Source organism: Erwinia sp. MYb375, from assembly GCF_037479175.1.
GTDB classification, from domain to species: Bacteria; Pseudomonadota; Gammaproteobacteria; order Enterobacterales; family Enterobacteriaceae; genus Erwinia; species Erwinia rhapontici.
Genome location: NZ_JBBGZS010000023.1, coordinates 816,586 through 841,225, shown reverse-complemented (window position 1 = coordinate 841,225; position 24,640 = coordinate 816,586). Strand labels below are relative to the sequence as shown.

Sequence of the window (24,640 nt, the reverse complement as noted above, 5' to 3'; positions counted from 1 at the left end):
AGCATAGATAACTATGTGACTGGGGTGATCGGCGCAGCCAACGCACCTGCAGCTTGAAGTATGACGGGTGTCGGCTGTCTGGAATCTGGAGTGTGCTATCTATGTCTCAACAACGTGAAATTCGCCTGAATGCCTTTGATATGAACTGTGTCGGTCACCAGTCGCCGGGCCTGTGGGCGCATCCGCGTGACCGCTCCTGGCAGTACAAAGATTTAAGCTATTGGACCGATCTGGCGCGTCTGCTGGAGCGCGGCAAGTTCGATGGTCTGTTTATTGCGGATGTGCTGGGGGTTTACGACGTGTTGAACGGCGATAACCAGGCCGCGATTCGTAACGCCACCCAGGTACCGGTCAACGATCCGCTGGCGCTGATCACCCCGATGGCGCTGGTGACCGAACATCTCGGCTTTGGCCTCACGGCCTCGCTGTCGTTTGAACATCCGTATCCGTTTGCCCGCCGCATCTCAACGCTCGATCACCTGACAAAAGGGCGCATTGGCTGGAACATCGTTACCTCCTATCTGGAGAGCGGGGCACGCAACATTGGCCATCAGTCGCAGACCGATCACGATGCGCGCTATGACTATGCCGATGAGTATCTTCAGGTGATCTACAAACTGCTGGAAGGGAGCTGGGAAGAGGGGGCAATCCTGCGCGATCGTGAGCGCCGCATCTTCAGCGACCCGAGCAAAATTCATCCGATTAACCATCAGGGCACCTTCTTCCAGGTGCCGGGCATCCACCTGTGTGAGCCTTCGCCGCAGCGTACCCCCGTGCTGTATCAGGCCGGTGCGTCCAGCCGTGGCAAACAGTTTGCTGCCGAACATGCTGAATGCGTGTTTGTCGCCGCACCGTCCAAAGTGCTGCTGAAGAAAACCGTGGCGGATATTCGCCGCCGCGCAGCCGAAGCCGGACGCGACCCGCGCAGCATCCTGATTTTCAACCTGCAAACGGTGATCGTCGATGAGACGGACCAGGCGGCACAGGCCAAATGGCAGGAGTACAAAAGCTACGTCAGTTACGAGGGCGCGCTGGCGCTGATCTCCGGCTGGACGGGCATTGATTTCGGCCAGTATCAGCCTGACCAGGTGCTCAAACACCTGCACACCAATGCGATTCAGTCGGCCGTGGAAACCTTCTCTACCGCCGATCCTGATCGCCAGTGGACGGTGCAGGCACTGGCCGACTGGGTGGGCATTGGCGGCTTTGGTCCGTTGCTGGTCGGCAGTGCGCAAACGGTGGCCGATGAGCTGCAAAGCTGGGTGGAAGAAACGGATGTTGACGGATTTAACCTCGCGTATGCGGTAACGCATGAAACCTTCAGCGATGTGGTGGAACACCTGATCCCGGAACTGCAAAAACGTGGCGTGTACAAGAAAGAGTACCAGCCCGGCACCCTGCGCGAAAAACTCTTTCACCAGGGCGCTCGTCTGGCCGAACCACATCCGGGCGCGGGCTACCGCCGGGCGTCACAGCCTGCGATCGTGGCAGAAGATGAGGTCACTCCATGATTGAAATCGACGGTCTGCGTAAACACTACACCGCGGCAGGGGGCCGCACGGTGGAGGTGCTGAAAGGCATTTCACTGACGGTGCCCGCCGCGTCGATCACGGCAGTGGTTGGCCCGAGCGGTGCCGGGAAGTCGACGCTGGCAAAGTGCATCAGCCTGCTGGAACGGCCCAGCTCCGGCAGTATCCGGGTCAACGGCGAAGATCTCTCTCGCTTGTCCGGTGTCGCGCTGCGGCGTGAACGGCGTGCCATTGGCACCGTCTTTCAGTCCTCCGCGCTGCTGCAACGCAAAACCGCCTGGGAAAACGTCGCGCTGCCGCTGGAGTGGCTGGGCGTGGTGCCTGGGGAAATTAAACGCCATGTTGGTCAATTGCTGGACAGCGTGGGGTTGTCGGACAAAGCGGGGTATTACCCGGCTCAGCTCTCCGGCGGTCAGCGTCAGCGCGTCGGTATTGCCCGCGCCCTGGCGCTGAAACCTTCCGTATTGCTGGCCGATGAAGCGACCTCCGGGCTGGACCCACAGGCCACCGCTGCCATTCTGCTGTTGCTGAAACAACTTCGTCAGCAGTTTGGATTGTCGATCATCCTGATTACCCACGAGATGGACGTGGTGCGCAGCACCGCCGATGCCGTGGCAGAAATCCGCGACGGTCAACTGGTGCAGCAGGGGCCATTACAGCAGCTGCTCAGCACCCCGGATTCGGCGCTGGCCGCACAGCTGTTCCCGCTGCGTCCGGTTACCGCCAGCGGTGACCTGCTGCTGCGTCTGACCTGCGCACCGCCGCTGGCCACCGACTGGATCAGCCGGCTCAGCGTGCAGCACAACGTCCAGGTCGATCTGCTGGCGGCGCATGTGGAAGAGGTGGCGGGGCAACTCGCCGGGCGGATGCAAATTGCGGTGCGTTTTAACCAGCGCCCGCTGTCACCAGAGGCGCTGATTACCGCTCTGGCACAGCTGGGCATGAAGGCACAAATCATTGAGGCGCGTCCGCGCTTGCAGGAGGCCGGATGAAACCCATTGACGTCACCAGTCAGGACACCCCCTGGAACCAGATCCATGAACTGATGCTGCCTGCCTACGGTGAAACCTGGCTGATGGTCGGCATTGTGATGCTGTTTGTTGTCACTCTCGGCGGGACGCTGGGCGTGGTGTTGTTTAACACCTCGCGCGCCGGATTATTTCCGCAAGCGGGGCTGAACCGTATCCTGAGCGCGTTGGTGAATATTGGTCGTTCACTGCCGTTTCTGGTGCTGATGGCGGCGATTATTCCGTTCACCTTCTGGCTGACTGGTACCACCATCGGCATTCCGGCGGCGGTGATCCCGATGATTGTTGCCGGAACGCCGTTTTTCGCCCGCCTGGTGGAGAACGCACTGCGTGAACTGCCGCCGGAAGTGACGGCGGTCGGACTGGTGTCCGGCGGTTCGCGCTGGCAGGTGATCACCGGGGCGCAGCTCAGTGAGGCGCTCCCCGCCATCGTCGCTGCGATCACCCTGAACGTTATCTCGATGATCGAATACTCCGCCATTGCGGGCACCATTGGTGCCGGGGGCATCGGCTATCTGGCCGTGGTGTATGGCTACCAGCGTTTTGATAATCACATCATGATCGCCACCATTGTGGTGCTGATTGTGACCATCCAACTGATTCAGTTTATTGGCGACCGCGTGGTTGCCGCACTTCAACACTCACAGGGTACACACTCATCATGACGCAGCAGAATTTTGAACTGAAAAAGAAGAAAACCTGGCCGTGGCAGGTCGCCATTGTGGCTATTGTGCTGATCGCCGGGCTGGGCTGGTACTTCACTGCCCAGCAGCGTCACAGCGTGACTTTCGGCACCACGCTGAAAGTGCATTTTGAACCGGCGATGGCCGGAGAGCAGCGCCTGATCGAATATGTCGCGCAGAACATTGCGCCAGATTATGGCATCAAGCTGGAAGCGGTAGGGCTGCAGGACCCGGTGCAGGCTGACCGTGCGGTGGCAGAAGGCCAGTATGCGGCAACCATCTATCAGCACCAGTGGTGGCTGAAGCAGGTGGTGGATGCCAACAAGTTTGAACTGACCTCGACCCTGCCGGTATTCCAGTGGGCATTCGGCATCTACTCTGACCGTTACAAGACTATTGCTGACCTGCCGCAAGGCGCGGAAATCGTGGTACCGAATGACGGTGCTAATCAGGGGCAGGCGCTGTGGCTGTTACAGCGTATTGGTCTGATTGGTCTGGATCCGGCGGTAGAACCGCGTACGGCGAAATTAAAAGATATTACAGAGAATCCACATAAGTTTAATTTTAAAGAACTCGATCTGTTAACCATGCCACGGGCATTAAATTCTGTGGATGCGGCGATTGGGTATGTTTCCCAGTTTGATGCCGGTAAAGTCTCCCGTGATAAAGGCATATTATTCCCGCCTGCGCCACAGACCTTTGCCTCACAGTTGGTGATTGGAACGCCTTATTTAAATGATGAGAATATTATCAAGCTGAAAAAAGCGTTTGCCGATCCCCGTGTTCAGCAGTGGTTAAAGGAAACCACCGATCCGCTGGTGCAGGGTGTGCTGGTGCCTGTTTCCGATAAGTAAGTATTAAATAAGAGTAAAAAAAACCGGACTGGCGCAAGCCTTTCCGGTTTTTGTGCTGAGGCTGAAGAAGTTAATTATCTTATTGATTTAAATGGTATTTAAATCATATTTTGTTGTTTGTTATTACAGGTTTTCCTCTTTATAACAGTATTCAGATGCCCAAAATAATTTTAGCCGTAGCCCGTTCCTGCGCAGCTTGAATATGAAGGGTGCACCTGCCAGTAAAATAATAGAGATAGGGGATACTATGAGTTCAATTAATATTGACGATGGCATTGCAATACCGCCATCCCATTCAACACCGGTTCGATCTGTCAGTGACGTGGCACAACTTATTAATACCCGTACCAGTAAAAATAGTTACGCACGCTGGATAGTCTTTCTGGCTCTGGGCGGCGTGTTTCTCGATGCCTACGATCTGACCACGCTGTCCTACGGCATTGACGATGTGGTGAAAGAGTTTGGCTTAACGCCGGCGATCACCGGGCTGGTGACGTCATCGATCATGATCGGCACCATAGTGGGCAACCTGCTGGGTGGCTGGCTGACCGATAAATATGGTCGCTATTCCGTCTTTATGGCCGATATGCTGTTCTTTGTGGTCTCCGCGATTGCCGCCGGATTAGCGCCGAACGTTTGGGTGCTGATCGGTGCCCGTTTCCTTATGGGCATTGGCGTTGGCATCGATTTGCCCGTGGCGATGGCCTATCTGGCTGAATTCTCGAAGTTTGCGGGCAAAGGCAACAAAGCCGCCCGGCTGGCGGCCTGGTGCCCGATGTGGTACGCCGCTTCGTCCGCCTGTTTCTTTATTATCTTTGCGCTCTACTTCCTGCTGCCTGCCGAACACGCCGACTGGCTGTGGCGCGCCTCGCTGCTGTTTGGTGCGGTGCCTGCGCTCTTGATCATCGCCGTGCGCAGCAAGTTTATGAATGAATCCCCGCTGTGGGCCGCCAATCAGGGTGACCTGGAAGGGGCGGCACGTATTCTGCGTGACTCCTATGGCATTACGGCGCATGCCGCCGAACCCGATGAAAGAGAGCCCGTGAAGAAGGCCCCCCCGAAGGTGAGCTTCCGCGTTTTGTTCCAGAAACCGTACCGCGAACGCACCATTGTGACGGCGGTCATGAATATCTGTATCTCGTTTGAATACACCGCGATTGCCTTCTTCCTGCCGTCAATTCTGGCGCAGTTCCTGGGGGCAGGCGTGTTTGAAACCATCTCGGCTTCACTGGGGCTGAATGCGCTGTTTGCCTTCACCGGCGGTCTGCTGGGCATGCGTCTGGCATGGAAATTCCCATCCCGTCATGTGGCGATTGCCGGTTTTGCCCTGCAATTTATCGCGTTGATCTCGCTGGCGCTGATTGGTCACCCAAGTGCCACGATGGGTGTGGTGTTCGCCATCCTGATGTTGGGTCTGTGGCTGTTTGCTGAAGGTTTCGGCCCAGGCGCGCAGATGATGATCTACCCGGCACTCTCTTATCCAACGCATATCCGAGCCACCGGCGTCGGCTTTGGCCGCTCTCTGTCAGGTGTCGGCAGTGCGCTGGCGCTGTTTATCCTGCCCATTTTGCAGGCTTCTTTTGGCACTAATATGTTCTGGATTGTCTCGCTGGCCGCGATTATCCCGATTATTTTCCTGCTGGTGATCCGTTTTGAACCGACGAAGCAGGACATTGATGACCCATCCGAAAAGGAAGAATCCTATGTCTGAATCTGTTGCTGATTACGCCGCGCTGGCGGCCCGTTTTCGCCCGGTATTTGCCCGCATTGCTGCAGGCGCTGCCGAACGTGAAGTGACGCGTACGCTTCCGCTGGAGCCGATTCGCTGGTTGAAAGAAGCCGGGTTCGGCACCCTGCGTATCCCGCAGGCGGAGGGCGGTTTTGGCGCCACCTTGCCGCAGCTGTTCCAGCTGCTGACGGAGCTGGCGGAAGCCGACTCTAACCTGCCGCAGGCGCTGCGCGCCCATTTCGCTTTTGTGGAAGATCGCCTGAATCAGCCTGACAGTGAAGAGCGTCAGCGCTGGTTCCGCCGCTTCCATGATGGCGAGCTGGTGGGCAGTGGCTGGACGGAAATCGGCAATCTCAAGCTGGGTGAGGTGATCACCCGCGTCACCCCGTCAGAGAAGGGCTGGTTGATCTCCGGCGAGAAGTTTTACAGCACCGGCACGCTGTACGCCGACTGGATTGATGTTTATGCCCAGCGCAACGATAACGGTCGTGATGTGATTGCGCTGGTGAACACCCATCAGCAGGGCGTGGAGCGTGAAGATGACTGGGACGGCTTCGGCCAGCGTCTGAGCGGCAGTGGGACCACCCGTTTTCATCAGGCAGAGGTTGAGCAGGCGCATGTCTATGATTTCACCGAGCGTTTTCGCTATCAGACCGCGTTTTATCAGCATGTTTTACTGTCGACGCTGGCGGGTATTGGCCGCGCCGTGAAACGCGATGCCGCGGCAGGCGTTGCCAGCCGTAAACGTGTCTACAGCCACGGCAATGCCACGCAGGTGAAAAACGATGTACAGATATTACAGGTAGTGGGGCAGATCTCCAGCTGGGTCTATGCGGTGGACGCCGCCGTTCAGCAGGCAACGCATGCGCTGCAACGTGCTTATGAGGTCCATAACAGCGGGGATGAGGGGATGATCCAGCAGGCCAATGTGCTGGCGGAACTGGCGTCAGCACAGGCGCAGGTGATTGCCACCGAGCTGATCCCGCGTGCCGCAACCGAGCTGTTTAATGCACTGGGGGCATCAGATACTCGCATCAGTAAAGCGCTGGATCGCCACTGGCGTAATGCGCGCACCGTGTCGTCGCATAATCCGGTGATTTATAAGATCCGTAATGTGGGCGACTGGGAGGTGAACGGTAAGGAACCGACGTTTATCTGGCAGATTGGCGAAGGGGAGTAACACCCAAACCTACCCACTCTTAGCAGCGGGGGGCCCTTTTTGGTGGGCCCCCGCATTGTTGGGGGGGGACCTTTTCTGGGCCACCCGCGATTTGGATGGGGTGGAATTCAGGCCGAAATTATTTCTTATCCAGCGACCATGTCGCCGAACTGACATCCACCTTCACTGGCAATAATCCAATCTGGGTAAACTTATCCGCCAGTGCCTGCTGCTGCTTAAACACTTCCGGTGTCATGCGCTCTGCACCGTAGGGCATTCTCGCCAGTGCACGCTGCCAGATGGGCTGAGGCAGGCCGGTCGAGGTTGAGAGGATCTTCGCGGCGTCTTCCGGGTGGGCGTTAGCCCAGGTGCTCAGGGTTCCCAGCTCATCGACCACCTGTTTCGCCGTCTGCGGATAGGTATCGGCAAACTTGCGGCTGGCGAGATAGAAGGTGTAGTGCGGTACCAGACCTTCGGCATTTTTCACCAGACGCGCTTTGGCGTTGGTTTCCACTTCGGCGTAGTACGGGTCCCAAATCACCCAGGCGTCCACCGCGCCGCGCTGGAATGCGGCGCGGGCATCGGCCGGAGGCAGATAAACCGGGATGATGTCTTTATAGCTCAGACCGGCATCTTCCAGGGCGCTGACCAGTAGATAGTTTACGTCAGAGCCTTTGTTCAGCGCCACGCGCTTGCCTTTCAGGTCCGCGACGGTTTTGATCGGCGAGTTCTCCGGTACCACAATCGCTTCTGTTTTCGGGTTTGCCGGGGAGTGGGCGAGATAAACCAGATCGGCCTGGGCTGCCTGGGCAAAGGTCGGCGGGGCATCACCCGTAGCCGCGAGGTCAATGCTGCCTACGTTGAGGCCTTCCAGCATTTGGGGCCCGGCAGGGAATTCAACCCAGCGAACGGAAATGCCCTGTTTTTTAAACTGCTCGTCCAGCGTGCCGCGATACTTCAGCAACGCGAAGATATTGGCTTTTTGGTAGCCGATATTGATGGTTTTTGGTGCGGTTTCAGCGGCGGTGGCCGAAAAGGTCGAGCCAATAACGATCCCGGCAATCAGTCCGCTTAGTAATGCTTTATTCATGTTATTTCCCCAGGTAATAAGCGCTATGGGAAAAACATAACAAACTGCATGAAACGGGCTTAACGAGTAGTTGTGCTAACGATATGTGCAGGATAGATAAGGGCGGAGGGCGATCGGAAAAAATGATCGCCCCCTACGACAAATACGGCAGGAAGATCGGTTACTGGTATTGCAGATACGCGACGTGGGTTTGCAGGTATTCCTCCAGGCCATGACGGCCATCGGCCCCACCGATACCGGACTTACGCCAGCCCGCGTGGAAGCCCTGCATGGCTTCGAAGTGTTCACGGTTAATGTAGGTTTCACCAAACTTAAGCTGCTTCAGGGCCAGCATCGCGGTGTTCAGATTCTGGGTAAAAATGGAGGAGGTGAGGCCATATTCACTGTCGTTGGCCAGTGCAATGGCTTCATCCAGCGTGCTGAACTTCATCACCGGCAGCACCGGGCCAAAGGTCTCTTCCTGCATAATATTCATCTTTTGCCCGACATGGGTCAGCAAGGTGGGCTCGAAGAAGAAACCGGTGTTGCCTGCACGCTTGCCGCCTGTCACCACCTTTGCCCCGGCAGCCACTGCATCCGCCACTTTTTGTTCCACGCGTTGCAGTGCTGCCGCCGTGATCAGTGGCCCCATGTCCAGACCTTTTTGGCTGGCCGGGTCGCCCCAGGTGACCTGCTTAAAGGCAGCACTCAGACGTTCAACCACCTCGTCATACACTCCGTCCTGCACATACAGACGTTCAGCGCAGTTACACACCTGCCCGGTATTGATCATGCGCGATGCCACAATCGCTTTTACCGCCAGATCGAGGTCGGCGTCGTTCATAATGATGGCCGGGGCTTTGCCGCCCAACTCCAGCGAGACCCTGGTAATGTTCTTTGCCGCCGCCTGCATGGTGGCGATCCCGGCACCCACGCTGCCGGTCAGGCTGACCAGTCCGACCTTCGGGTTTGCGGCCAGTTCGTGGCCGACCACCGGGCCATAGCCGGTAACCAGGTTAAACACCCCGGCAGGCAGACCAATCTCATCAACAATCTGCGCAAAGATAATCGCGTTGTTCGGGGTCAGTTCACTCGGTTTGACCACGATGGTGTTGCCCGTTAACAGGGCCGGCGCGGCTTTACGGGCAATCAGGAAAAACGGGAAGTTCCACGGCAGAATCCCTGTCGTGACGCCAATCGCTTTCTTAAATACCAGGATGTTCTCCTGCGGGCGATCGCTCTGCACGATTTCACCTTCATAGCGGCGCGCCCATCCGGCCATATAGTCCAGATAGTCCGCGGTAAAGAACACTTCCGTTTCGGCGAGCTCCTGGGTTTTTCCCCCTTCGGCAACGATGGCGGCGGTCAGCTCTGCGGCACGCTGGCGCACACCCTGGGCGATTTTTTGCAACCAGTTACCGCGTTCGATAGCGGGCAGCGCTTCCCAGGCGGGCTGGGCCGCCTCTGCCGCATCAATAGCACGCTGCGCATCTTCTGCGCTGCCTTCAGGAATGCGCGACAGCACGGCTTCGGTTGCCGGATTGATCACTTCTATCCAGCGATCGGCGCGATTTTCGACAAACTCACCATTGATATACATGTGTTGCTGAACTGGGTTCATGGCTGATTCTCCGTGACACACTTTTTATAGGGTTGTTAATTAACAGCGCAAAAACTGTTGCAGGTCTGAGAAGGTGCTACAGCTGGCGGTGAATCACCTTGATGTGGCTGCCATCAATGAGAGCTGGCTGGCAAAAACGGCAAGAACCCCATGCCTGCGCTGGCATTATCTCTATTTAGTGATGAATATGAGCGGCTTAGGCAAAAATCACGATTTAGCACGTTGCGGCGAATCAGATGATTGATTTGTGACAGCGGAGGGGAGAAGGTGCTCAATTTTGCCAGGTTTGGTGCCAGAGGGGCAACCAGCCTAAGGTTGAGCACCTGACCTTCTCCGTAGACTCCTTCGTCATCAGGGCAAACAACAACGAAGGATTAAAAAATGAGTGAAGCCATTGTCTCCGGTATTTTGTGGCATCTGGTCGGGGCCGCAAGTGCTGCCTGCTTTTATGCACCGTTCAAAAAAGTGCGCAACTGGTCATGGGAAACCATGTGGTCGGTGGGCGGGATCATGTCGTGGATCGTGCTCCCCTGGGCCGTCAGTGCGATCCTGCTGCCCAATTTCTGGGCTTACTACAGCGCGTTCTCGCTTGAACAGCTGATGCCTGTCTTCCTGTTCGGCGCGATGTGGGGGATTGGTAACATTAACTACGGTCTGACCATGCGTTATCTCGGTATGTCGATGGGCATCGGTATTGCCATCGGCATCACTTTGGTGGTCGGAACGTTAATGACGCCGCTGCTTCAGGGGCGCTTTGTGGAGCTGTTCAGCTCTGACGGAGGACGATTGACGCTGCTGGGCGTGCTGGTTGCTCTTGCCGGCGTGGCGATCGTCTCCCGTGCCGGGTTGTTAAAAGAACGGGCAATGGGCATCACTGCGGAAGAGTTCAACCTGAAAAAAGGGCTGGTACTGGCGGTGATGTGTGGGATTTTCTCGGCCGGGATGTCCTTTGCCATGGACGCCGCCAAACCGATGCATGAAGCGGCAGCGGCGCTGGGTATCGATCCGCTGTACGTAGCGTTACCGAGCTACGTGGTGATTATGGGGGGCGGGGCGCTGGTGAACCTTGGTTTCTGTTTTATCCGTCTGGCCACCAAGTCAAACCTGTCAGTGAAAGCGGACTTCTCTGTGGCGAAATCACTGCTGATTGCCAACGTTTGTCTGTCATTGCTCGGCGGCATCATGTGGTATCTGCAGTTCTTCTTCTATGCCTGGGGCCATGCACGCATTCCGGCGCAGTATGACTTTGTCAGCTGGATGCTGCACATGAGCTTCTATGTATTGTGTGGTGGTCTGGTGGGTCTGGTTCTGAAAGAGTGGAATAACGTGGGGCGTAAGCCGGTGCAGGTCCTTAGCGTGGGATGCTTCGTGATTATTATTGCGGCTAATATTGTTGGTCTGGGTATGGTTTCCTGACCTGGGAGAGAGCCCCGGGACTCTCTGGCTTGATGTCAGTTTAAGGTCAAGGTCAAGGTCAAGGGCGTTTCGCTTTCCCGCTGCGCGGGCGAAGCGACAAGGGGCGGCCAGTCGCCGCCGCCCCTTGTCCCCGGGCTTGCGGCAGGCGCCGCGCCCGTTTCACGGGTGCCTTCGTCAGTTCCGTTCACCGACGGACCGCTCGTGACGGCACTTCCCTGTGCCGGCCCGAGCTTTCACCGCCGTCCTGGCGGTTCATCCTGGCTCACATCACTTCCTCAGCGCAGCTTAATTGCCGCCTCAACATCAAAACCAAACCCAAGATTAAAAAAACAAAAAGACTCAAAACATTTTTGTGTTTTTTGATTTTGACCCGGCCGTTGACCTTTTGAGCGGCAATTAAGCCTCGCCGAAGGAGGGCGGATTTCCAGGACGAGCCGACAGGACGTCGGCGAGAGGGTGAGCCGGGACAAGGATGTCCCGTCACGCCCGGTCCGGCGGGAAAGCCGACCGACTGAGGGAACCCGCGTCAAGCGGGCGATGCGCCTGCCGCAGCCCGGATTCCTAAGGGCGGGGCGACTGCCGCCCTTAGGTCGCTTCGCCCACGAAGTGGGAAAGCGAAACGCCCTTGACCTTAAGACCTTGACCTGGGCTTGACCTGGCCTTGGCTCAAGCCCAAGCCCCTGGCCTTATGCCTCAAAGGTCAACCCTCCCGCATTATGGCCATCAGGCCTTTTCCGACCGAACGTGCAAAGTGGAAGGACGCACAAATCGCTGGCGCCAGGCGCTGGGGGTCAGCCCGGTATCACGGGTGAACACCACGGAAAAGTAATTACTGTCATCAAAGCCACAACGTGCGGCCACTTCACCGATCAGACATTCGCTGGTACGCAACAGGTGCTTCGCCTGGCATAGCTGCAACTGACGTAAATAGTGCCCGATGGTCATGCCAGTTTGCTGACGGAAGAGTTGTTTCAGCGCACGCTCTGACAATTGGTGCTGGCCACAAAAGGTGGCAAGGTCAAAGGGGACAGCAATCTGCCCCTGAATCGCAGCCATCAGCAGATCGAGCTGTTCTCCCTCCGGCATCTGCCAGGCGCGATCGGACGCATAACGATGGCGTTGCAACACTAAGGCCAGCTGTAAAAACAGCGCCTCCGTCAGTTGACGTGACAGCACATCACTTTTCCTGCTTTCCTGTTCAAGCTGCTGGATCACGCCACGCGCCAACGCCATGCCACGTGTGGTTAAACGCCAGGCGGCGGATTCACGCGGGGGAATAAGTTGCTGCCAGTCGAGGCTCAGTTGAAAACGCTCCGGGCAGTAAAGAATATTATCCAGCGCCAGTTCATTGACTGATTCATAGCTGTGGCAGTCATGGGCATTGAGATATAAAATATCACCGCAGGTGACCAGCCAGGGGCGGTCATTCATCACGTGCAGGCCATTACCGCGCCAGACCAGCACAATCTCATTGAATTCGTGGACGTGAGGCGGGAAAGAGGGTTGAGAGGTGCGTTCAGCCACCGCGACAGGCATCTGTTCAGAAGGGAAGTAGTCAGCTTTTGCCAGTCGCAGGGGAGCAGTCACGGGTCACCTCATCAGTCATTTTGTCGCAGTGTACGTGGAGAAAGGCCAAATTCACGCTTGAACAGCGTAGAAAAGTGATTGCTGTCACCAAAACCGCAGTGAAACGCAATATCTGTCACCCGCATTTCACTGTGACGCAGCAGGTGGCGTGCTTCCAGCAATCGCAGCCGATTAAGGTAACGTTGAGGTGTGCTGCCGGTCTGCTGTTTCAACTGGCGGTGCAGCGTGCGCAGCGACAGCGAAAAACGGTCGGCAAGATTTTCCCAGTCCACATCCTCACTGTAGTGATCCGCCAGCCAGTCCAGCAATCCACGCAGGCGACTGTCCTGATCGTCGTTGCTGGCGCTGCCCCCCTGGCGTAACAGCAACAGCAGACGCATAAAATGCATCTCCTGTTCTGCCTGGCAGGCCAGGCTGTCACTGAGCGGTGGCTGCTCTAACTGCTCGATTAACTGCCTGGCCTGGGCCAGTACCTTGTTACCGATGCGCCAGTGCGAAGGGTAGTTTCCGTCCTGCTCCTGCGGTAGCAGATGCTGCAGGCCGGAGAGAAAACGAAAGGATTCCGGCCCGCGATAGAGCACGTTGGTCAGGCACAGATTTTCCGTTTGTTCATACAGATGGCGATCATGACTGCGTACAAAGCAGACGCAGCCGCTGCATAAAGGCTGTGACTGGCCGTTAAAAACATGAATACCTGCACCCTGTTCAACAATGACAATTTCATGAAAATCATCATGATAATGCTCCGGGAACACCCCTTGTGGCGCACGGGGTTCAATGGCAACCGGGAAATGCCCTGTCGGGAAGAAATCAGCGCTGTGTAACACGGTCATGATCGTTTCCTCTTTAACATATCAGCAACAGAGTCTACGCAGCGTGATGGCAGTCCACCTTGAATTTTTGACAGCGAAAGCGACTATCCCGGTGATATTTTTAAGAAAGTGGGGGAAAGAGTGAGAAATGAGGGCAGGGTCACATCCCGTGATTCTGCGTGCCAGTAATCAAATTGTGATCTTCTTCACGTTCATCTTTGCCAGGCTGCCAGCGGTCAGATCCGGCTGGCAGTAGCGAGAAGGTGGCAAAATCAGGCTCTTTTACACTGGTGACATTGAATCATCAGGAAGCGAACACATGAGCCTTCGTCACTTTGTCGCCATCGATCTTGGCGCGTCCAGCGGCCGCGTTATGCTGGCCCGGCACGACTCAGAAAGCGGTGCGATGACGCTGAATGAAGTCAGCCGTTGCGTAAACCAGCTGGTCACCGTTGATAACCATCAGTGCTGGGATCTTGATGCGCTGGAACAGTTTATTGTTGCGGCACTGGAAGACATTGACCGCCAGGGCATCGTGCCCGAAAGCATCGGGATTGATACCTGGGCGGTCGACTATGTGCTGCTGGATGCGCAGGGGAACCGGGTGGGTCTGCCCGTGGCCTATCGCGATGACCGTACCCAGGGCGTGATGGCACAGGCCTGCCGTGAACTCGGCCATGACCGTATTTATCAGCGCACCGGCATCCAGTTCCTGCCGTTTAACACCCTGTATCAACTGCGTGCACTGTGCCGTGATGCCGCGCCAGAACTGGCGCAGGTGGCGCATGCACTGATGATCCCTGACTACCTGCATTACCGCCTGACGGGTGAACTTAACTGGGAATACACCAACGCCACCACCACGCAAATGCTGAACATCACCAGCGGTGAGTGGGACGCGGATCTGCTGCGCTGGAGCGGGGCGAACCCGTCATGGTTTGGCAAACCGTCACAGCCAGGTAAACGCGTCGGGGGCTGGACCAGCCCGTCAGGCAAGGTGATCCCGGTGGTGGCCGTTGCCACCCATGACACCGCCAGTGCCGTACTGGCGACGCCGCTAGCGGGTGACAATGCGGCTTACCTCAGCTCCGGCACCTGGTCATTAATGGGCTTTGAAAGCCGTCAGCCCTTTACCTGTCAGGCTGCCCAGGACGCCAATATCACCAACGAAGGTGGGGCCGAAGGGCGCTTCCGGGTGTTGAAAAACATTATGGGTCTGTGGCTGCTCCAGCGTGTGTGTAGCGAGCTGGCCATTACCGATCTCTGTCAGTTGATTGCGGATGCGGAGCAGCAGCCAGCCTGTCAGTGGCTGATTAACGCGAATGACGCTCGCTTTATTAATCCCCCCAGCATGGTGCGTGAAATTCAGGATGCCTGCGCCGGGCAGCGAATGCCGGTGCCGGGCACCCCGGCTGAGCTGGCGCGTTGCATCTTTGACAGCCTGGCCTTCTGCTACCGCCAGGTGTTGCAGGAGCTGGAACAGCTGCGCGGTGCGCGCTTCAGCCAGTTGCATATTGTCGGTGGCGGCTGCCAGAACCCATTCCTTAATCAGTTATGTGCCGATGCCTGTGGCATTTCGGTGTTCGCTGGCCCGGTGGAGGCCTCCACGTTGGGCAATATCGGCTGCCAGCTGATTACCGCCGGTGCGGTGGCGGATGTCACGGCTTTCCGCCAGCAGCTTGGCCAGCATTTTCCTCTTATCCGTTTTGACTCTCACGGGAGTGACGTGTTTCGCCGCAATCTGGCGCGTTTCGTGTCACTCACCTCTTCAGCAAAGGAGCTATGTATATGACCCAGGCCATCGAACAGGCTTTCGTCCTGGCGAAACAGCGTTTCGCCGATATCGGTGTGGATGTAGAAGCCGCACTGTCACAGCTCGACCAACTGCCCGTTTCCATGCACTGCTGGCAGGGCGACGATGTGCGCGGTTTTGAAAACCCGCAGGGCGCACTGACGGGCGGTATTCAGGCCACGGGCAACTATCCTGGCCGCGCACGTAATGTGGAAGAGTTGCGTTCGGACCTTGACCAGGCGATGGCGCTGATCCCCGGCCCGAAACGTCTCAACCTGCATGCGATCTATCTGGAAAGCGAGCAGGCCGTCAAACGCAATGAAATCAAACCCCAGCATTTTGCCGGGTGGGTCGCGTGGGCGCGCGATCGCCAGCTGGGGCTGGATTTTAATCCCAGCTGCTTTTCGCATGAGCTGAGTGCAGATGGCTTTACCCTGGCACATAACAATGCCGACATCCGTCAGTTCTGGATTGAGCACTGTCAGGCGAGCCGCAAGGTGTCGGCGTACCTGGGTGAGCAGCTCGGTACGCCCTCAGTGATGAATATCTGGGTGCCGGATGGCATGAAAGATCTGACTGTGGATCGCCTTGCGCCACGCCAGCGCCTGATGGAATCCCTGGATGAAGTGATTGGCGAAAAACTCAACCCGGCTCACCATATTGATGCTGTCGAAAGCAAGCTGTTCGGTATTGGCGCGGAGAGCTACACCGTGGGTTCGAACGAGTTTTGCCTCGGGTATGCCGCCAGCCGCCAGATCGCGCTGACGCTGGATGCCGGTCACTTCCATCCGACCGAAGTGATCTCCGATAAGATCTCTACCGCGATGCTGTATGTGCCACGCCTGCTGCTGCATGTCAGCCGTCCGGTACGCTGGGACAGCGACCACGTGGTGCTGCTGGATGATGAAACCCAGGCGATTGCCAGCGAAATCGTGCGTCAGCGTCTGTTTGATAAGGTGCACATCGGCCTCGACTTCTTTGATGCCTCCATCAACCGTATTGCGGCCTGGGTGATCGGCACGCGCAATGCCAAAAAAGCGCTGCTGCGTGCACTGCTGGAACCGGTCGATATGCTGAAAACGCTGGAAAACGACGGGGATTACACGGCACGGCTGGCGCTGCTGGAAGAGCAAAAATCCCTGCCCTGGCAGGCCGTGTGGGAAACCTGGTGTCTGCGCCACGATGTCCCGGCCGGTGCCAGCTGGTTAAACGACGTCCGTCATTACGAACAACAGATTCTCAGCCAACGTTAAGGGTATGACATGCAAAAAATTATCAACGCCTGGTTTGTCCAGGGAATGGTCAAAGCGACCACCGATATGTGGCTGAAGGGCTGGGATGAACGTAACGGCGGTAACGTCTCGCTGCGGCTGCTGGACGAAGAAGTACAGCCGTTTGCGGCAGACTTTGACCGTCAGCCGCGTACGCTTGAACTGAGCCAGCCTGCACCTCAGCTGGCTAATGACTGGTTCCTGGTGACCGGTTCGGGCAAGTTTTTCCGCAATGTGCAGCTCGATCCGGCTGACTGTCTGGTACTGCTGCGCGTTAGCGAAGATGGCCGTGCCTTTACCATCCACTGGGGCCTGACCAACGGTGGTGTGCCCACCTCTGAGCTGGCATCACACTTCCAGTCGCACAGTGTGCGTAAGCAACTGACCAACGGCGCGGATCGCGTGATTATGCATTGCCATGCCACTCACTTTATGGCGTTAAGCTATGTGGTGGATTTGGATTCAGCCAGTTTCACCCGCCTGTTATGGGAAGGCAGCACCGAGTGTCTGGTGGTGTTCCCGGATGGTGTAGGAATTGTGCCGTGGATGGTGCCGGGCACCGATGGGATTGGTCGTGCAACCGCCGAGAAAATGCAGTCACATACACTGGTGATGTGGCCGTTCCATGGTATTTTTGGTGCGGGACCGACCCTCGACGAAACTTTTGGCCTGATTGATACCGCTGAGAAATCATCCGAAGTGGTGGTGAAAGTGCTGTCAATGGGCGGTATGAAGCAGAGCATAACGACTGAAGAACTGGTGGCGCTGGGTGAACGTTTCGGCGTGCAACCCTGGCGCGCGGCGCTGGAGGCGAAGCATAACCATGTTGCGTAAAGCGTTTGTGATGCAGGTGCATCCTGATAAGCATCAGGAGTATCAGCAGCGACATAACCCGATCTGGCCGGAACTGGCGCAGACGCTGAAGGATCACGGCGCGCATCATTACAGTATTTTTCTTGATGCGCCGCGCAATCTGCTGTTTGCGGTGGTGGAGGTGGAGTCAGAAGAACGTTGGAATGCCGTGGCTGAGACGGCGGTGTGCCAGCGCTGGTGGCAATCGATGTGTGAGTTGATGCCGTCGAATGCGGATCATAGTCCGGTGAGTGCGGAGTTAACGTCGGTGTTTTATCTGGCGTGAGGGGGGCCGGTTCTGGGCTAAGCCCAGGGCCAGGTCAATGTCTTAAGGTCAACGTCAACGTCAACGTCAAGGGCGTTTCGCTTTCCCGCTATCGCGGGCGAAGCGACCCACGGCGGCCAGTCGCCCCCGCCCTGGGGACCCGGGCTTGCGGCAGGCGCCGCGCCCGCTTTCAGCGGGTGCCTTCGCAAGCGTTGCTCACCGACGGACCACTCGTGACGGCACATCCTTGTGCCGGCCCGAGCTTTCACCGCCGTCCTTGCGGTTCATCCTGGTTCACATCGCTTCCTCAGCGCAGCTTAATTGCCGCCTCAACATCAAAACCCAGGTCAAACCCTAAAACCCAAATTTAAAAAAATAAAATGACCAAAAGCCCAAAAAGGCTTTTTGTGTCTGGTTTGTCTGACTTGTCTTTGATTGTTCTTTTGACCTGGTCGTTGACCTTTTGAGCGGCAATTAAGCCTCGCCGAAGGAGGGCGGATTTCCAGGACGAGCCGACAGGACGTCGGCGAGAGGGTGAGCCGGGACAGGGATGTCCCGTCACGCCCGGTCCGGCGGGAAAACCGATCGACTGAGGGAACCCGCTTTAGCGGGCGATGCGCCTGCCGCAAGCCCGGGGTGCAGGGGCGGCGGCGACTGGCCGCCCCTTGACCTGGACCTGGCCGTAGATCAGACCGTAGACCTGGCTCTGACCAAGCGCCTGGCCCCGCCAGCCCAAAACTGCCCCTACGCTAATGGCCCACCCTGAATCGTCTCACACATCCCACTGATAATACGTTCCCCGGATTCCTGCCTCAGCCCGGCGTACCACTCCGCGGTTAACAGCGGGTCCTTCGCATGAGTTACATCGCAGCGCTTACGTGCTTTCAGCACCAGATCTTTCACCCGATCGGCTCGCTTGTGCTGATAACGCAGCAGAGCATCCTCAATCCCCAGCGAGTTGCTGTGCAGCGTCATCGCCAGAACCACCGCATCTTCCATCGCCGCACAGCCACCCTGACCAATATCCGGCGTGGTACTGTGTGCCGCATCGCCCAGCAGCGCCACGCGGCCCTTAACCAACTGCGCGAAAGGCTCAATGTCGTGGATCTCCACGCGATTGGTCGTTTCCGGATTCAGCTGCGCAATAAGCTGCTGCACCGGCGCTGCCCAGCCAGCGAAGTAACGGGATAAATCATCACGCAGGCTGATGCGATCCTCCGCCAACCCCTTCGGCAACGGCACGTCGAAGAAGAAGTAAAAGCGGTTACCCGCAATCGGCATCAGCGAAACACGTTTACCTTCACCCACAAAGGTCGTCCACTGGTTGGCCGGGGCGAGTGACTCATCAATCTCGACCAGCCCGTTCCAGTTCACATACCCCGCATATCGGCGCTCGGTGGCGTAACCCAGCACGTGCTCGCGCACCACCGAGTGGGTGCCATCACAGGCAATCAGCAGATCCCCCTGTGCTTCACTGCCATCTTCAAAGAAAGCCGTGACACCGTCACTTTGTTGTTCAACGCGACTCACGCGTTTACCGAACTGCACGTTATCAAAGCCCCAGGTATTCAGTAGCATCGCCTGGAGTTCGGAACGCGCCACCGGGTAAGGGCGTTCGCCAGAATCCTGTACCAGCGCATCAAGGCTGAACTGCGTCAGGGTTTCCGCGCTCTGATAATCTTTATACGCCATATAATGCATCGGGCCGCCAATGGCGCGCAGGGCATCTTTCATCCCAAGATAGTTAAGGCATTTCACACCGTTGGGCCAGATGGAAATAGCCGCGCCGACCGGCTTAATCTCTTTCACCGCTTCATATACTTCGCTGTCGATCCCGCAGCGCTTCAGCGCAATCGCTGTACACATCCCACCAATACCGGCACCTATGATAATTGCTTTCATCCGTTCCTCCTCTCGATCTATATGTAAAGGAAGCAATTTCCATACCAGCCTCTCAAGGCACACTGCATGCCGCCCTGCGGGCCACCGATGAAAGAATGAAACAAAGGTTGCAACGATGTGCGGCGCGATAATGATGCAGTGCACGCTTATGGTGCTATAAGAGTGAAACTTTCGTTCGGGTGTGAATAGTTTCGCTGGCAATTTCTGTTATTTTTGCCAAAGTAACCTTCTGCCCCTTAAGAGAGATGCGGTTATGACCATCATTGCCTGCCTGCACGCAGCCAGAAGCAATATCGAGGTGTTTGAGCAGGCGTTAACCACGCTGGATTACGACGAGGTTGAACTGCTGCACCGTGTAGAGGCTGAGCTGTTTGCACAGACGCAGGGCGAACAGGGCGTCACTCCCGAAATTGTGGCCGCTACGCGCCGTGCGATTGAAGAGTTGTGCCAGCAGGCCGATGCGGTCATTGTCACCTGTACCACATTGGGTGTGGCGGTGTGGGAAGCCGAGTTCAGTAAACCCGTGCTGCGGGTGGATGCCACGCTGGCCAAAATTGCCTCGCGTTATCACGGCACCATCCTGGTGCTGTGCACCGCTCAGTCGACGCTGGAGTCGACCAGGCAGCTGTTCAGCGCATTTATCCCCGGCGATCGTCTGTATGTCGAGCTGGTTCCCCGTGCCTGGGCCTGGTTTAACCAGGGCGACATCGACGGTTATCATCAGCAAATTGCCGACTATATCCAGCAACGACCGGAATGCGCACTGGGCTGCATCGTGCTGGCGCAGGCGTCGATGAGCGGGGCAGAGAAACGCGTGAACAGCACGCTGGCGGTGCTCAGTGGCCCGCAGGTCAGTTTGCAGGCCGCGCTTGATCTCCTGGATTAAAGGCGCTGGCCGATGGCCTGCCGCTGGTGCCAGGCATATATCGCCACCAGCAGTGTCAACAGCGCCAACGTGGAGAGCATGGCTCCGGCACCCAACCGATCCAGCAGCAGCCCGCTGAACAGCGGCACCGTCAGGCGCGACAGCGTAAACAGGCTGGCCTGCAAACCGTAATCCACCGCCCGATTTTCCGCACGGCTGAATGCCATCATCAGCATAAACATCAGTGCTGACAGCCCGCCAATCGCCGCCGCCATCAGCGTTGAAATTGCCAGCAGATAACGGGCAGGCAGTTGCCCAATCACACCCAGCGCCATCACGGCCAGCGAGAGGCTGGCAAAAGCCAGCCAGCCCGGCAGTGCCGCCGCCGCATTGCGGCGTGTCAGCCAGTGGGCGCTGAGTAAACTCACCCCCGCTCCCAGCGCACTGCCACCAACACCGACCCAGAGGATCACCTGTTGCAGCGGTAGCCCGGCATCCAGCAGCAGGGGTTTCAACCACAGCCAGCCGCAGCCGAGGAAGGGAAAGGCCAGCAGGCAGATCGGCAACCAGCTTTTACCGCCGGGCTGGTGCAGGAAACCCCGTACCGCCACGGCAGGAGGGTCGTCCCGGGCTGGTTCCGGCAGCAGGCGCAGCAGCAGGGCGCTGCTCAACGCCGCCGCACTCATCAGCCAGCAGGGAAGCGCCCAGCCATAGTGCTGCCATAGCAGCAGCATAACGCCGCTGCCCCCCACCGCACCGGCAAACAGCGCCGCCGCACGTACGCTGCCCGCCCGGGGTTGCTCGCCGTCATGAAACAGCGCGATGGCCAGCGCATTCACCGGCACATCGCACCAGGCCAACAGCAGGCTGCCCGCGAGCAGCAGCATAAACAGCACGGTTTTATCCTGCTGCAACGATATCTGGCTCAGCAGCGCAAACAGTGCCGCCAGCAACAGCCAAAGGAGGCTGCCCCAGTCTTTATAGCGCTGGCGAAACAGACGGCTGCGCTGCACCGGAAACGCCAGCCACAGCTTGATCACGGCGGGCAGGGCGGCCAGCTGAAACAGCCCCAGTTCACTGCCGCTCCAGCCCTGCTGGTGCAGGATCAGCGGCAGCCCCAGCATCAGCCAGGTGACGGGCAGCGTCAGGCTGAAGTTAAACCAGAAAAACAGCAGCTGTAATCCTGCGCGCCTCATGGTGTGGCGTCCTGAAACGCCACATGCACCATCAGCGGTGCCATTGGGAACGGATACGGCTGGCAGCGGATACCGCTGAATCCGGCATCAGCCAGCATCTGCGTCATCTCGCCGTGATGGAACACATGTTTCCCGCGCAGTATCAGCGGCAGGAAGAAGGGCAGCACTTCGCGCGCCTGGTCGGGCTGTGGACCAATTTCGGCATGGGCGGCGATCAGCACGCCACCGGGGCGCAGCCGTGCCCGCAGCTGGCGTAATGTTTCCAGTGGATCAGCGACAAAATGCAGGAACGAGGAGCACCAGATAATGTCGAAACGCGCCTCTGTTGTCAGCTCACTGCGCGCGCTAAAGCGGCCATCCAGTCCGGCGGCACTGAGATTCTTTTGGGCAACGGCGGCGGTTAATGGCAGGTCCTGTACCACGCCGTGCAGCTGAGGATAGCGCTGCCCCAGCGCGGCGCTCACCAGCCCGGGGCCACCCCCCATATCCAGCAGGGTTGCCGGGCGGGTAAAGTGCGGTAGCGTGGCGGCAATGGCGCAGGCCGTATCCGCCGTCAGCGCCCGCTGCTCCTGAGCAATCTGTGTGCTGGCGGCTTCGGCCCAGGCCGCATCCTGCGCCAGCTGCGCGCTGAAACCAGGGCGCGGTTGAGTGACCCGCGCCGGAAGCTGCTGGCCTAAAGCACGCAGTGAACGCAGACGATAGCGCCAGGCATCGCCCACATAGCGATCCCCCTGCGGGCAGAGCAACGCGTGTACCGCCTCCGTTACCCGATAACGATCGCCTTCGCGATTCAGCCACCCGTCACTCCACAGCAGCTCCAGCAGCGGGGCCGTGGGGTCCGGGTGCCAGCTCAGTCTGGCCGCCAGCTGTGCCGCCGTTTGCGGCTGTTGCAAATGATGGAAAAGACGATGGTCGAGGGCCACCGCCAACGCGTCGGCGATCACGCTGCTGGCGGCCAGCCGGTCCAGGTGTTTCAGCACAGTATTCATAATTGATAGCTCACTTTAAGGCCCATTTCACGCGCCGGGCTGTAAACACGTACGGTGCCATTGATGTAGCCCACCGCGTCGTACTCTTTGTCCGTCAGATTATCGACGTACAGCGACACATCGAGGTCGCGCCAGGCATAGCCGATGGTCATATCCAGAACACCGTAGCCAGCCTGCTGATATTGATTAGCGGCATCGAGGAAGCTGCGGCCTACGCCGTGCCATTGCAGCTGGCTGTAAGCCCCGCTTTTATGGTCGTAACGCAGACCGAGGCTGGCGGTGGCATCCGGGGCGAAGGGGTTATGGTTCCCGGCATAGTTATTCGCACCGTCCTGATAACGATCAAAGCGCGTATGGTTAAGGCCCAGCGAGCCTTGCACGCGCAGCTCTGGCAGCAAGGCGTAATCTGCCTCCAGCTCCCAGCCTGTCGAGCGGGCTTTGGCGGCATTGCCGATGTACACCACGCCCGCCTGAACGATCTGCTGCACCTGCATATCGCTGATATCCATCAGATAGATGGAGCTGCTGTAGCGCAGGCGTTTATCGTCGGACAGCCCTTTGATCCCCAGTTCCCAGGATTTCACTTTCTCCGGGTTGTAGGGGGCATACTGCGTGGCCGGGGAGAACAGGTTAAACCCCCCGGCACGGAAACCCTGGCTGTAGCTGGCGTACGTCTGTACGTCAGGTCGCCACTGGTATTGCAAGGCCAGTTTGGGTGACAGGCTGTGCCAGCTGGCTTCGCGCTTGTCCACTGTTGAAGGCGTGACGCTGATGGCGCTGCGTTCAGCGCGGCCGCCCAGCGTCAGGCTCCACGGCCCGCTCAGCATTTGCGTCCATTCACCAAACATCGCCTGCGTGTTACCACGCTGCGCAATGCGTTGCTCAGTCAGCATCAGCGGCAGTTTCTGCTGATAGCGGAAATGATGATCGTCGGCGTCAAAATAGAGCCCGGCCAGCCAGCGGTGGCGGTCGCCTTCGCCCTGTAAGCGGAACTCTTGCGAACGGGTGGTCAGATGGTAGTCGCGTTGCAGATGCAGACGATCGGCGGCGATAAAATCGGTGTCCTGCTGCACACGATCCCAGAAGTCGCTTTGTGCGCTGATGGAACGGAACTGCCAGCCGTTCGCCAGCAGATGGCGATAGTCGAGGGAGATCACGCTGGCACGGGAATGGTTCCAGGAATCGGTGCCGCTGTTGACGACCCGATCGCGGCTGGCCACCGGACCCCATTGTGAACCGCCATCGTGATAGTTCTGATGGCTGTAACGCAGACGGAGATCGTCAGCATCGGTGGGCGTCCAGCGCAGTTGCAGCCGCTGATTATCACGCTCACGGTCATCGGCTTTACCGCCGCGCAGGGCATTGTCAATGTCGCCATCATGGGATTTCCACTCCCCGGCAACGGCCATATACAGCCGATCCTCAACCAGCGGCGTGCTGAAACTCCCGCGCAGCTGCTGACGGTTGCGGCTGCCATAAATCGCGTCGATCCTGCCGCGTTGCAGGTTGTCCGGAGTGCGGGTTACCACATTGATCACCCCGGCCTCGGCGTTACGGCCATACAGCGAGGATTGTGGCCCACGCAGGATCTCCACGCGCTCCACGTCCATAAAGGCATTATCAAACCCCTGATTCGTCAGCTGCGGCACACCGTCTTCGCTGAGTAATACGGAGGAGGAGAAGCCGGTCGCACTGCCGCTCAGGCCGCGCATCACGGGCAGGTTGGTGCCCGACTGTCCCCAGGGTTGAAACACCAGGCCTGGCGTGCGTGCCGCCAGCTGGCTTATCTCCTCCACCCGTTGTGCCTCCAGATCCTCGCCATACAGTACCGACAGTGAGGCAGGCACCTCGACGGCAGGCAGGGCCGTTTTTGTGGCGGTCACCACCATCTCATCGCCGGCGGTTTGAATAGGGGTATCGGTGGCGGCAGCAGCGATGCCGGGCAGGGCCAGCAATAGCCCCCAGTAACCTGTACTCATGGTGATCCTCATTGTTGTCGATAGCGCAGAAACGCCAACTAT

21 protein-coding genes are annotated in these 24,640 nt (G+C 58.0%); 13 read left to right on the top strand and 8 right to left on the bottom strand.

Translation table 11 applies throughout. The features are described from left to right. Positions 1 to 101 precede the first annotated feature (101 nt). The 6 genes from WH279_RS16860 to WH279_RS16835 all read left to right on the top strand — a co-directional run bounded on the left by WH279_RS16860 (position 102) and on the right by WH279_RS16835 (position 7,003). Positions 102 to 1,511: an LLM class flavin-dependent oxidoreductase gene (locus WH279_RS16860; protein ID WP_227534556.1), complete on the top strand. Its 1,410-nt coding sequence runs from the start codon at positions 102 to 104 to the stop codon at positions 1,509 to 1,511. Continuing rightward, positions 1,508 to 2,521: a methionine ABC transporter ATP-binding protein gene (locus WH279_RS16855; RefSeq protein ID WP_200644107.1), complete on the top strand. Its 1,014-nt coding sequence runs from the start codon at positions 1,508 to 1,510 to the stop codon at positions 2,519 to 2,521. Before WH279_RS16860 ends, WH279_RS16855 begins: the two co-directional genes overlap by 4 nt. Next, positions 2,518 to 3,222: a methionine ABC transporter permease gene (locus WH279_RS16850; RefSeq protein ID WP_339457809.1), complete on the top strand. Its 705-nt coding sequence runs from the start codon at positions 2,518 to 2,520 to the stop codon at positions 3,220 to 3,222. The genes WH279_RS16855 and WH279_RS16850 overlap by 4 nt, the downstream gene beginning before the upstream one ends. Further along, positions 3,219 to 4,094, top strand: coding sequence for a MetQ/NlpA family ABC transporter substrate-binding protein (locus tag WH279_RS16845; protein ID WP_339457808.1), 876 nt, complete (start codon positions 3,219 to 3,221; stop codon positions 4,092 to 4,094). The genes WH279_RS16850 and WH279_RS16845 overlap by 4 nt, the downstream gene beginning before the upstream one ends. Before the next feature lie 247 nt (positions 4,095 to 4,341). Further along, the gene (locus tag WH279_RS16840; RefSeq protein WP_339457807.1) at positions 4,342 to 5,805 is read left to right on the top strand and encodes an MFS transporter; all 1,464 of its coding nucleotides are present in this window, start codon (positions 4,342 to 4,344) and stop codon (positions 5,803 to 5,805) included. Next, positions 5,798 to 7,003, top strand: a complete 1,206-nt coding sequence (locus WH279_RS16835; protein ID WP_339457806.1) for an acyl-CoA dehydrogenase family protein — start codon at positions 5,798 to 5,800, stop codon at positions 7,001 to 7,003. The genes WH279_RS16840 and WH279_RS16835 overlap by 8 nt, the downstream gene beginning before the upstream one ends. A 118-nt stretch (positions 7,004 to 7,121) precedes the next feature. On the opposite strand, the gene WH279_RS16830 is transcribed toward WH279_RS16835, so the two are convergent. Together WH279_RS16830 and aldA are read right to left on the bottom strand one after the other, a co-directional pair. Further along, positions 7,122 to 8,072: a sulfonate ABC transporter substrate-binding protein gene (locus WH279_RS16830; RefSeq protein ID WP_339457805.1), complete on the bottom strand. Its 951-nt coding sequence runs from the start codon at positions 8,070 to 8,072 to the stop codon at positions 7,122 to 7,124. A 160-nt stretch (positions 8,073 to 8,232) separates the two neighbouring features. Beyond that, positions 8,233 to 9,672, bottom strand: a complete 1,440-nt coding sequence (gene aldA, locus WH279_RS16825; protein ID WP_339457804.1) for an aldehyde dehydrogenase — start codon at positions 9,670 to 9,672, stop codon at positions 8,233 to 8,235. Positions 9,673 to 9,745: 73 nt separating this feature from the next. On the opposite strand from aldA, the gene WH279_RS16820 reads away from it, so the two are divergent. Both WH279_RS16820 and rhaT read left to right on the top strand, forming a co-directional pair. Next, positions 9,746 to 9,916, top strand: coding sequence for a hypothetical protein (locus WH279_RS16820; protein WP_200644099.1), 171 nt, complete (start codon positions 9,746 to 9,748; stop codon positions 9,914 to 9,916). 137 nt (positions 9,917 to 10,053) lie between these two features. Beyond that, positions 10,054 to 11,088, top strand: a complete 1,035-nt coding sequence (rhaT, locus tag WH279_RS16815; RefSeq protein WP_339457803.1) for an L-rhamnose/proton symporter RhaT — start codon at positions 10,054 to 10,056, stop codon at positions 11,086 to 11,088. Positions 11,089 to 11,811: 723 nt separating this feature from the next. Here the strand turns inward: rhaT and rhaR are convergent. Beyond that, the gene (gene rhaR / locus WH279_RS16810; protein WP_339457802.1) at positions 11,812 to 12,675 is read right to left on the bottom strand and encodes an HTH-type transcriptional activator RhaR; all 864 of its coding nucleotides are present in this window, start codon (positions 12,673 to 12,675) and stop codon (positions 11,812 to 11,814) included. 11 nt (positions 12,676 to 12,686) lie between these two features. Next, positions 12,687 to 13,508: an HTH-type transcriptional activator RhaS gene (gene rhaS / locus WH279_RS16805; RefSeq protein WP_133841969.1), complete on the bottom strand. Its 822-nt coding sequence runs from the start codon at positions 13,506 to 13,508 to the stop codon at positions 12,687 to 12,689. Between the two features lie 298 nt (positions 13,509 to 13,806). On the opposite strand from rhaS, the gene rhaB reads away from it, so the two are divergent. Genes rhaB through rhaM form a run of 4 tightly spaced genes read left to right on the top strand, consistent with a single transcriptional unit; the run spans position 13,807 to position 17,688 of the window. Then, on the top strand, positions 13,807 to 15,279 hold the full coding sequence (gene rhaB, locus WH279_RS16800; RefSeq protein ID WP_339457801.1) for a rhamnulokinase: 1,473 nt from the start codon (positions 13,807 to 13,809) through the stop codon (positions 15,277 to 15,279). After that, positions 15,276 to 16,532 (top strand): L-rhamnose isomerase, encoded by a 1,257-nt coding sequence (locus tag WH279_RS16795; RefSeq protein WP_339457800.1) that lies wholly within the window; start codon positions 15,276 to 15,278, stop codon positions 16,530 to 16,532. The genes rhaB and WH279_RS16795 overlap by 4 nt, the downstream gene beginning before the upstream one ends. A gap of 9 nt (positions 16,533 to 16,541) precedes the next feature. Beyond that, on the top strand, positions 16,542 to 17,384 hold the full coding sequence (gene rhaD / locus WH279_RS16790; protein ID WP_133841972.1) for a rhamnulose-1-phosphate aldolase: 843 nt from the start codon (positions 16,542 to 16,544) through the stop codon (positions 17,382 to 17,384). After that, positions 17,374 to 17,688: an L-rhamnose mutarotase gene (rhaM, locus tag WH279_RS16785; RefSeq protein WP_339457799.1), complete on the top strand. Its 315-nt coding sequence runs from the start codon at positions 17,374 to 17,376 to the stop codon at positions 17,686 to 17,688. The genes rhaD and rhaM overlap by 11 nt, the downstream gene beginning before the upstream one ends. Positions 17,689 to 18,411: 723 nt before the next feature. On the opposite strand, the gene hpxO is transcribed toward rhaM, so the two are convergent. Further along, positions 18,412 to 19,569, bottom strand: coding sequence for an FAD-dependent urate hydroxylase HpxO (gene hpxO / locus WH279_RS16780; RefSeq protein ID WP_200644157.1), 1,158 nt, complete (start codon positions 19,567 to 19,569; stop codon positions 18,412 to 18,414). Between the two features lie 253 nt (positions 19,570 to 19,822). Here hpxO and WH279_RS16775 point away from each other — a divergent pair, with 253 nt between their 5' ends. Further along, positions 19,823 to 20,455, top strand: a complete 633-nt coding sequence (locus WH279_RS16775; RefSeq protein ID WP_339457798.1) for a hypothetical protein — start codon at positions 19,823 to 19,825, stop codon at positions 20,453 to 20,455. Here WH279_RS16775 and WH279_RS16770 read toward each other — a convergent pair. From WH279_RS16770 to WH279_RS16760, 3 genes are read right to left on the bottom strand one after another with little or no spacing between them, the layout of a single operon-like run. Beyond that, positions 20,452 to 21,630, bottom strand: coding sequence for an MFS transporter (locus WH279_RS16770; RefSeq protein WP_339457797.1), 1,179 nt, complete (start codon positions 21,628 to 21,630; stop codon positions 20,452 to 20,454). The genes WH279_RS16775 and WH279_RS16770 overlap by 4 nt on opposite strands. Then, positions 21,627 to 22,619 (bottom strand): methyltransferase domain-containing protein, encoded by a 993-nt coding sequence (locus tag WH279_RS16765; protein ID WP_339457796.1) that lies wholly within the window; start codon positions 22,617 to 22,619, stop codon positions 21,627 to 21,629. The genes WH279_RS16770 and WH279_RS16765 overlap by 4 nt, the downstream gene beginning before the upstream one ends. After that, positions 22,616 to 24,598, bottom strand: a complete 1,983-nt coding sequence (locus WH279_RS16760) for a TonB-dependent receptor (protein WP_339457795.1) — start codon at positions 24,596 to 24,598, stop codon at positions 22,616 to 22,618. The genes WH279_RS16765 and WH279_RS16760 overlap by 4 nt, the downstream gene beginning before the upstream one ends. Positions 24,599 to 24,640 lie beyond the last annotated feature (42 nt).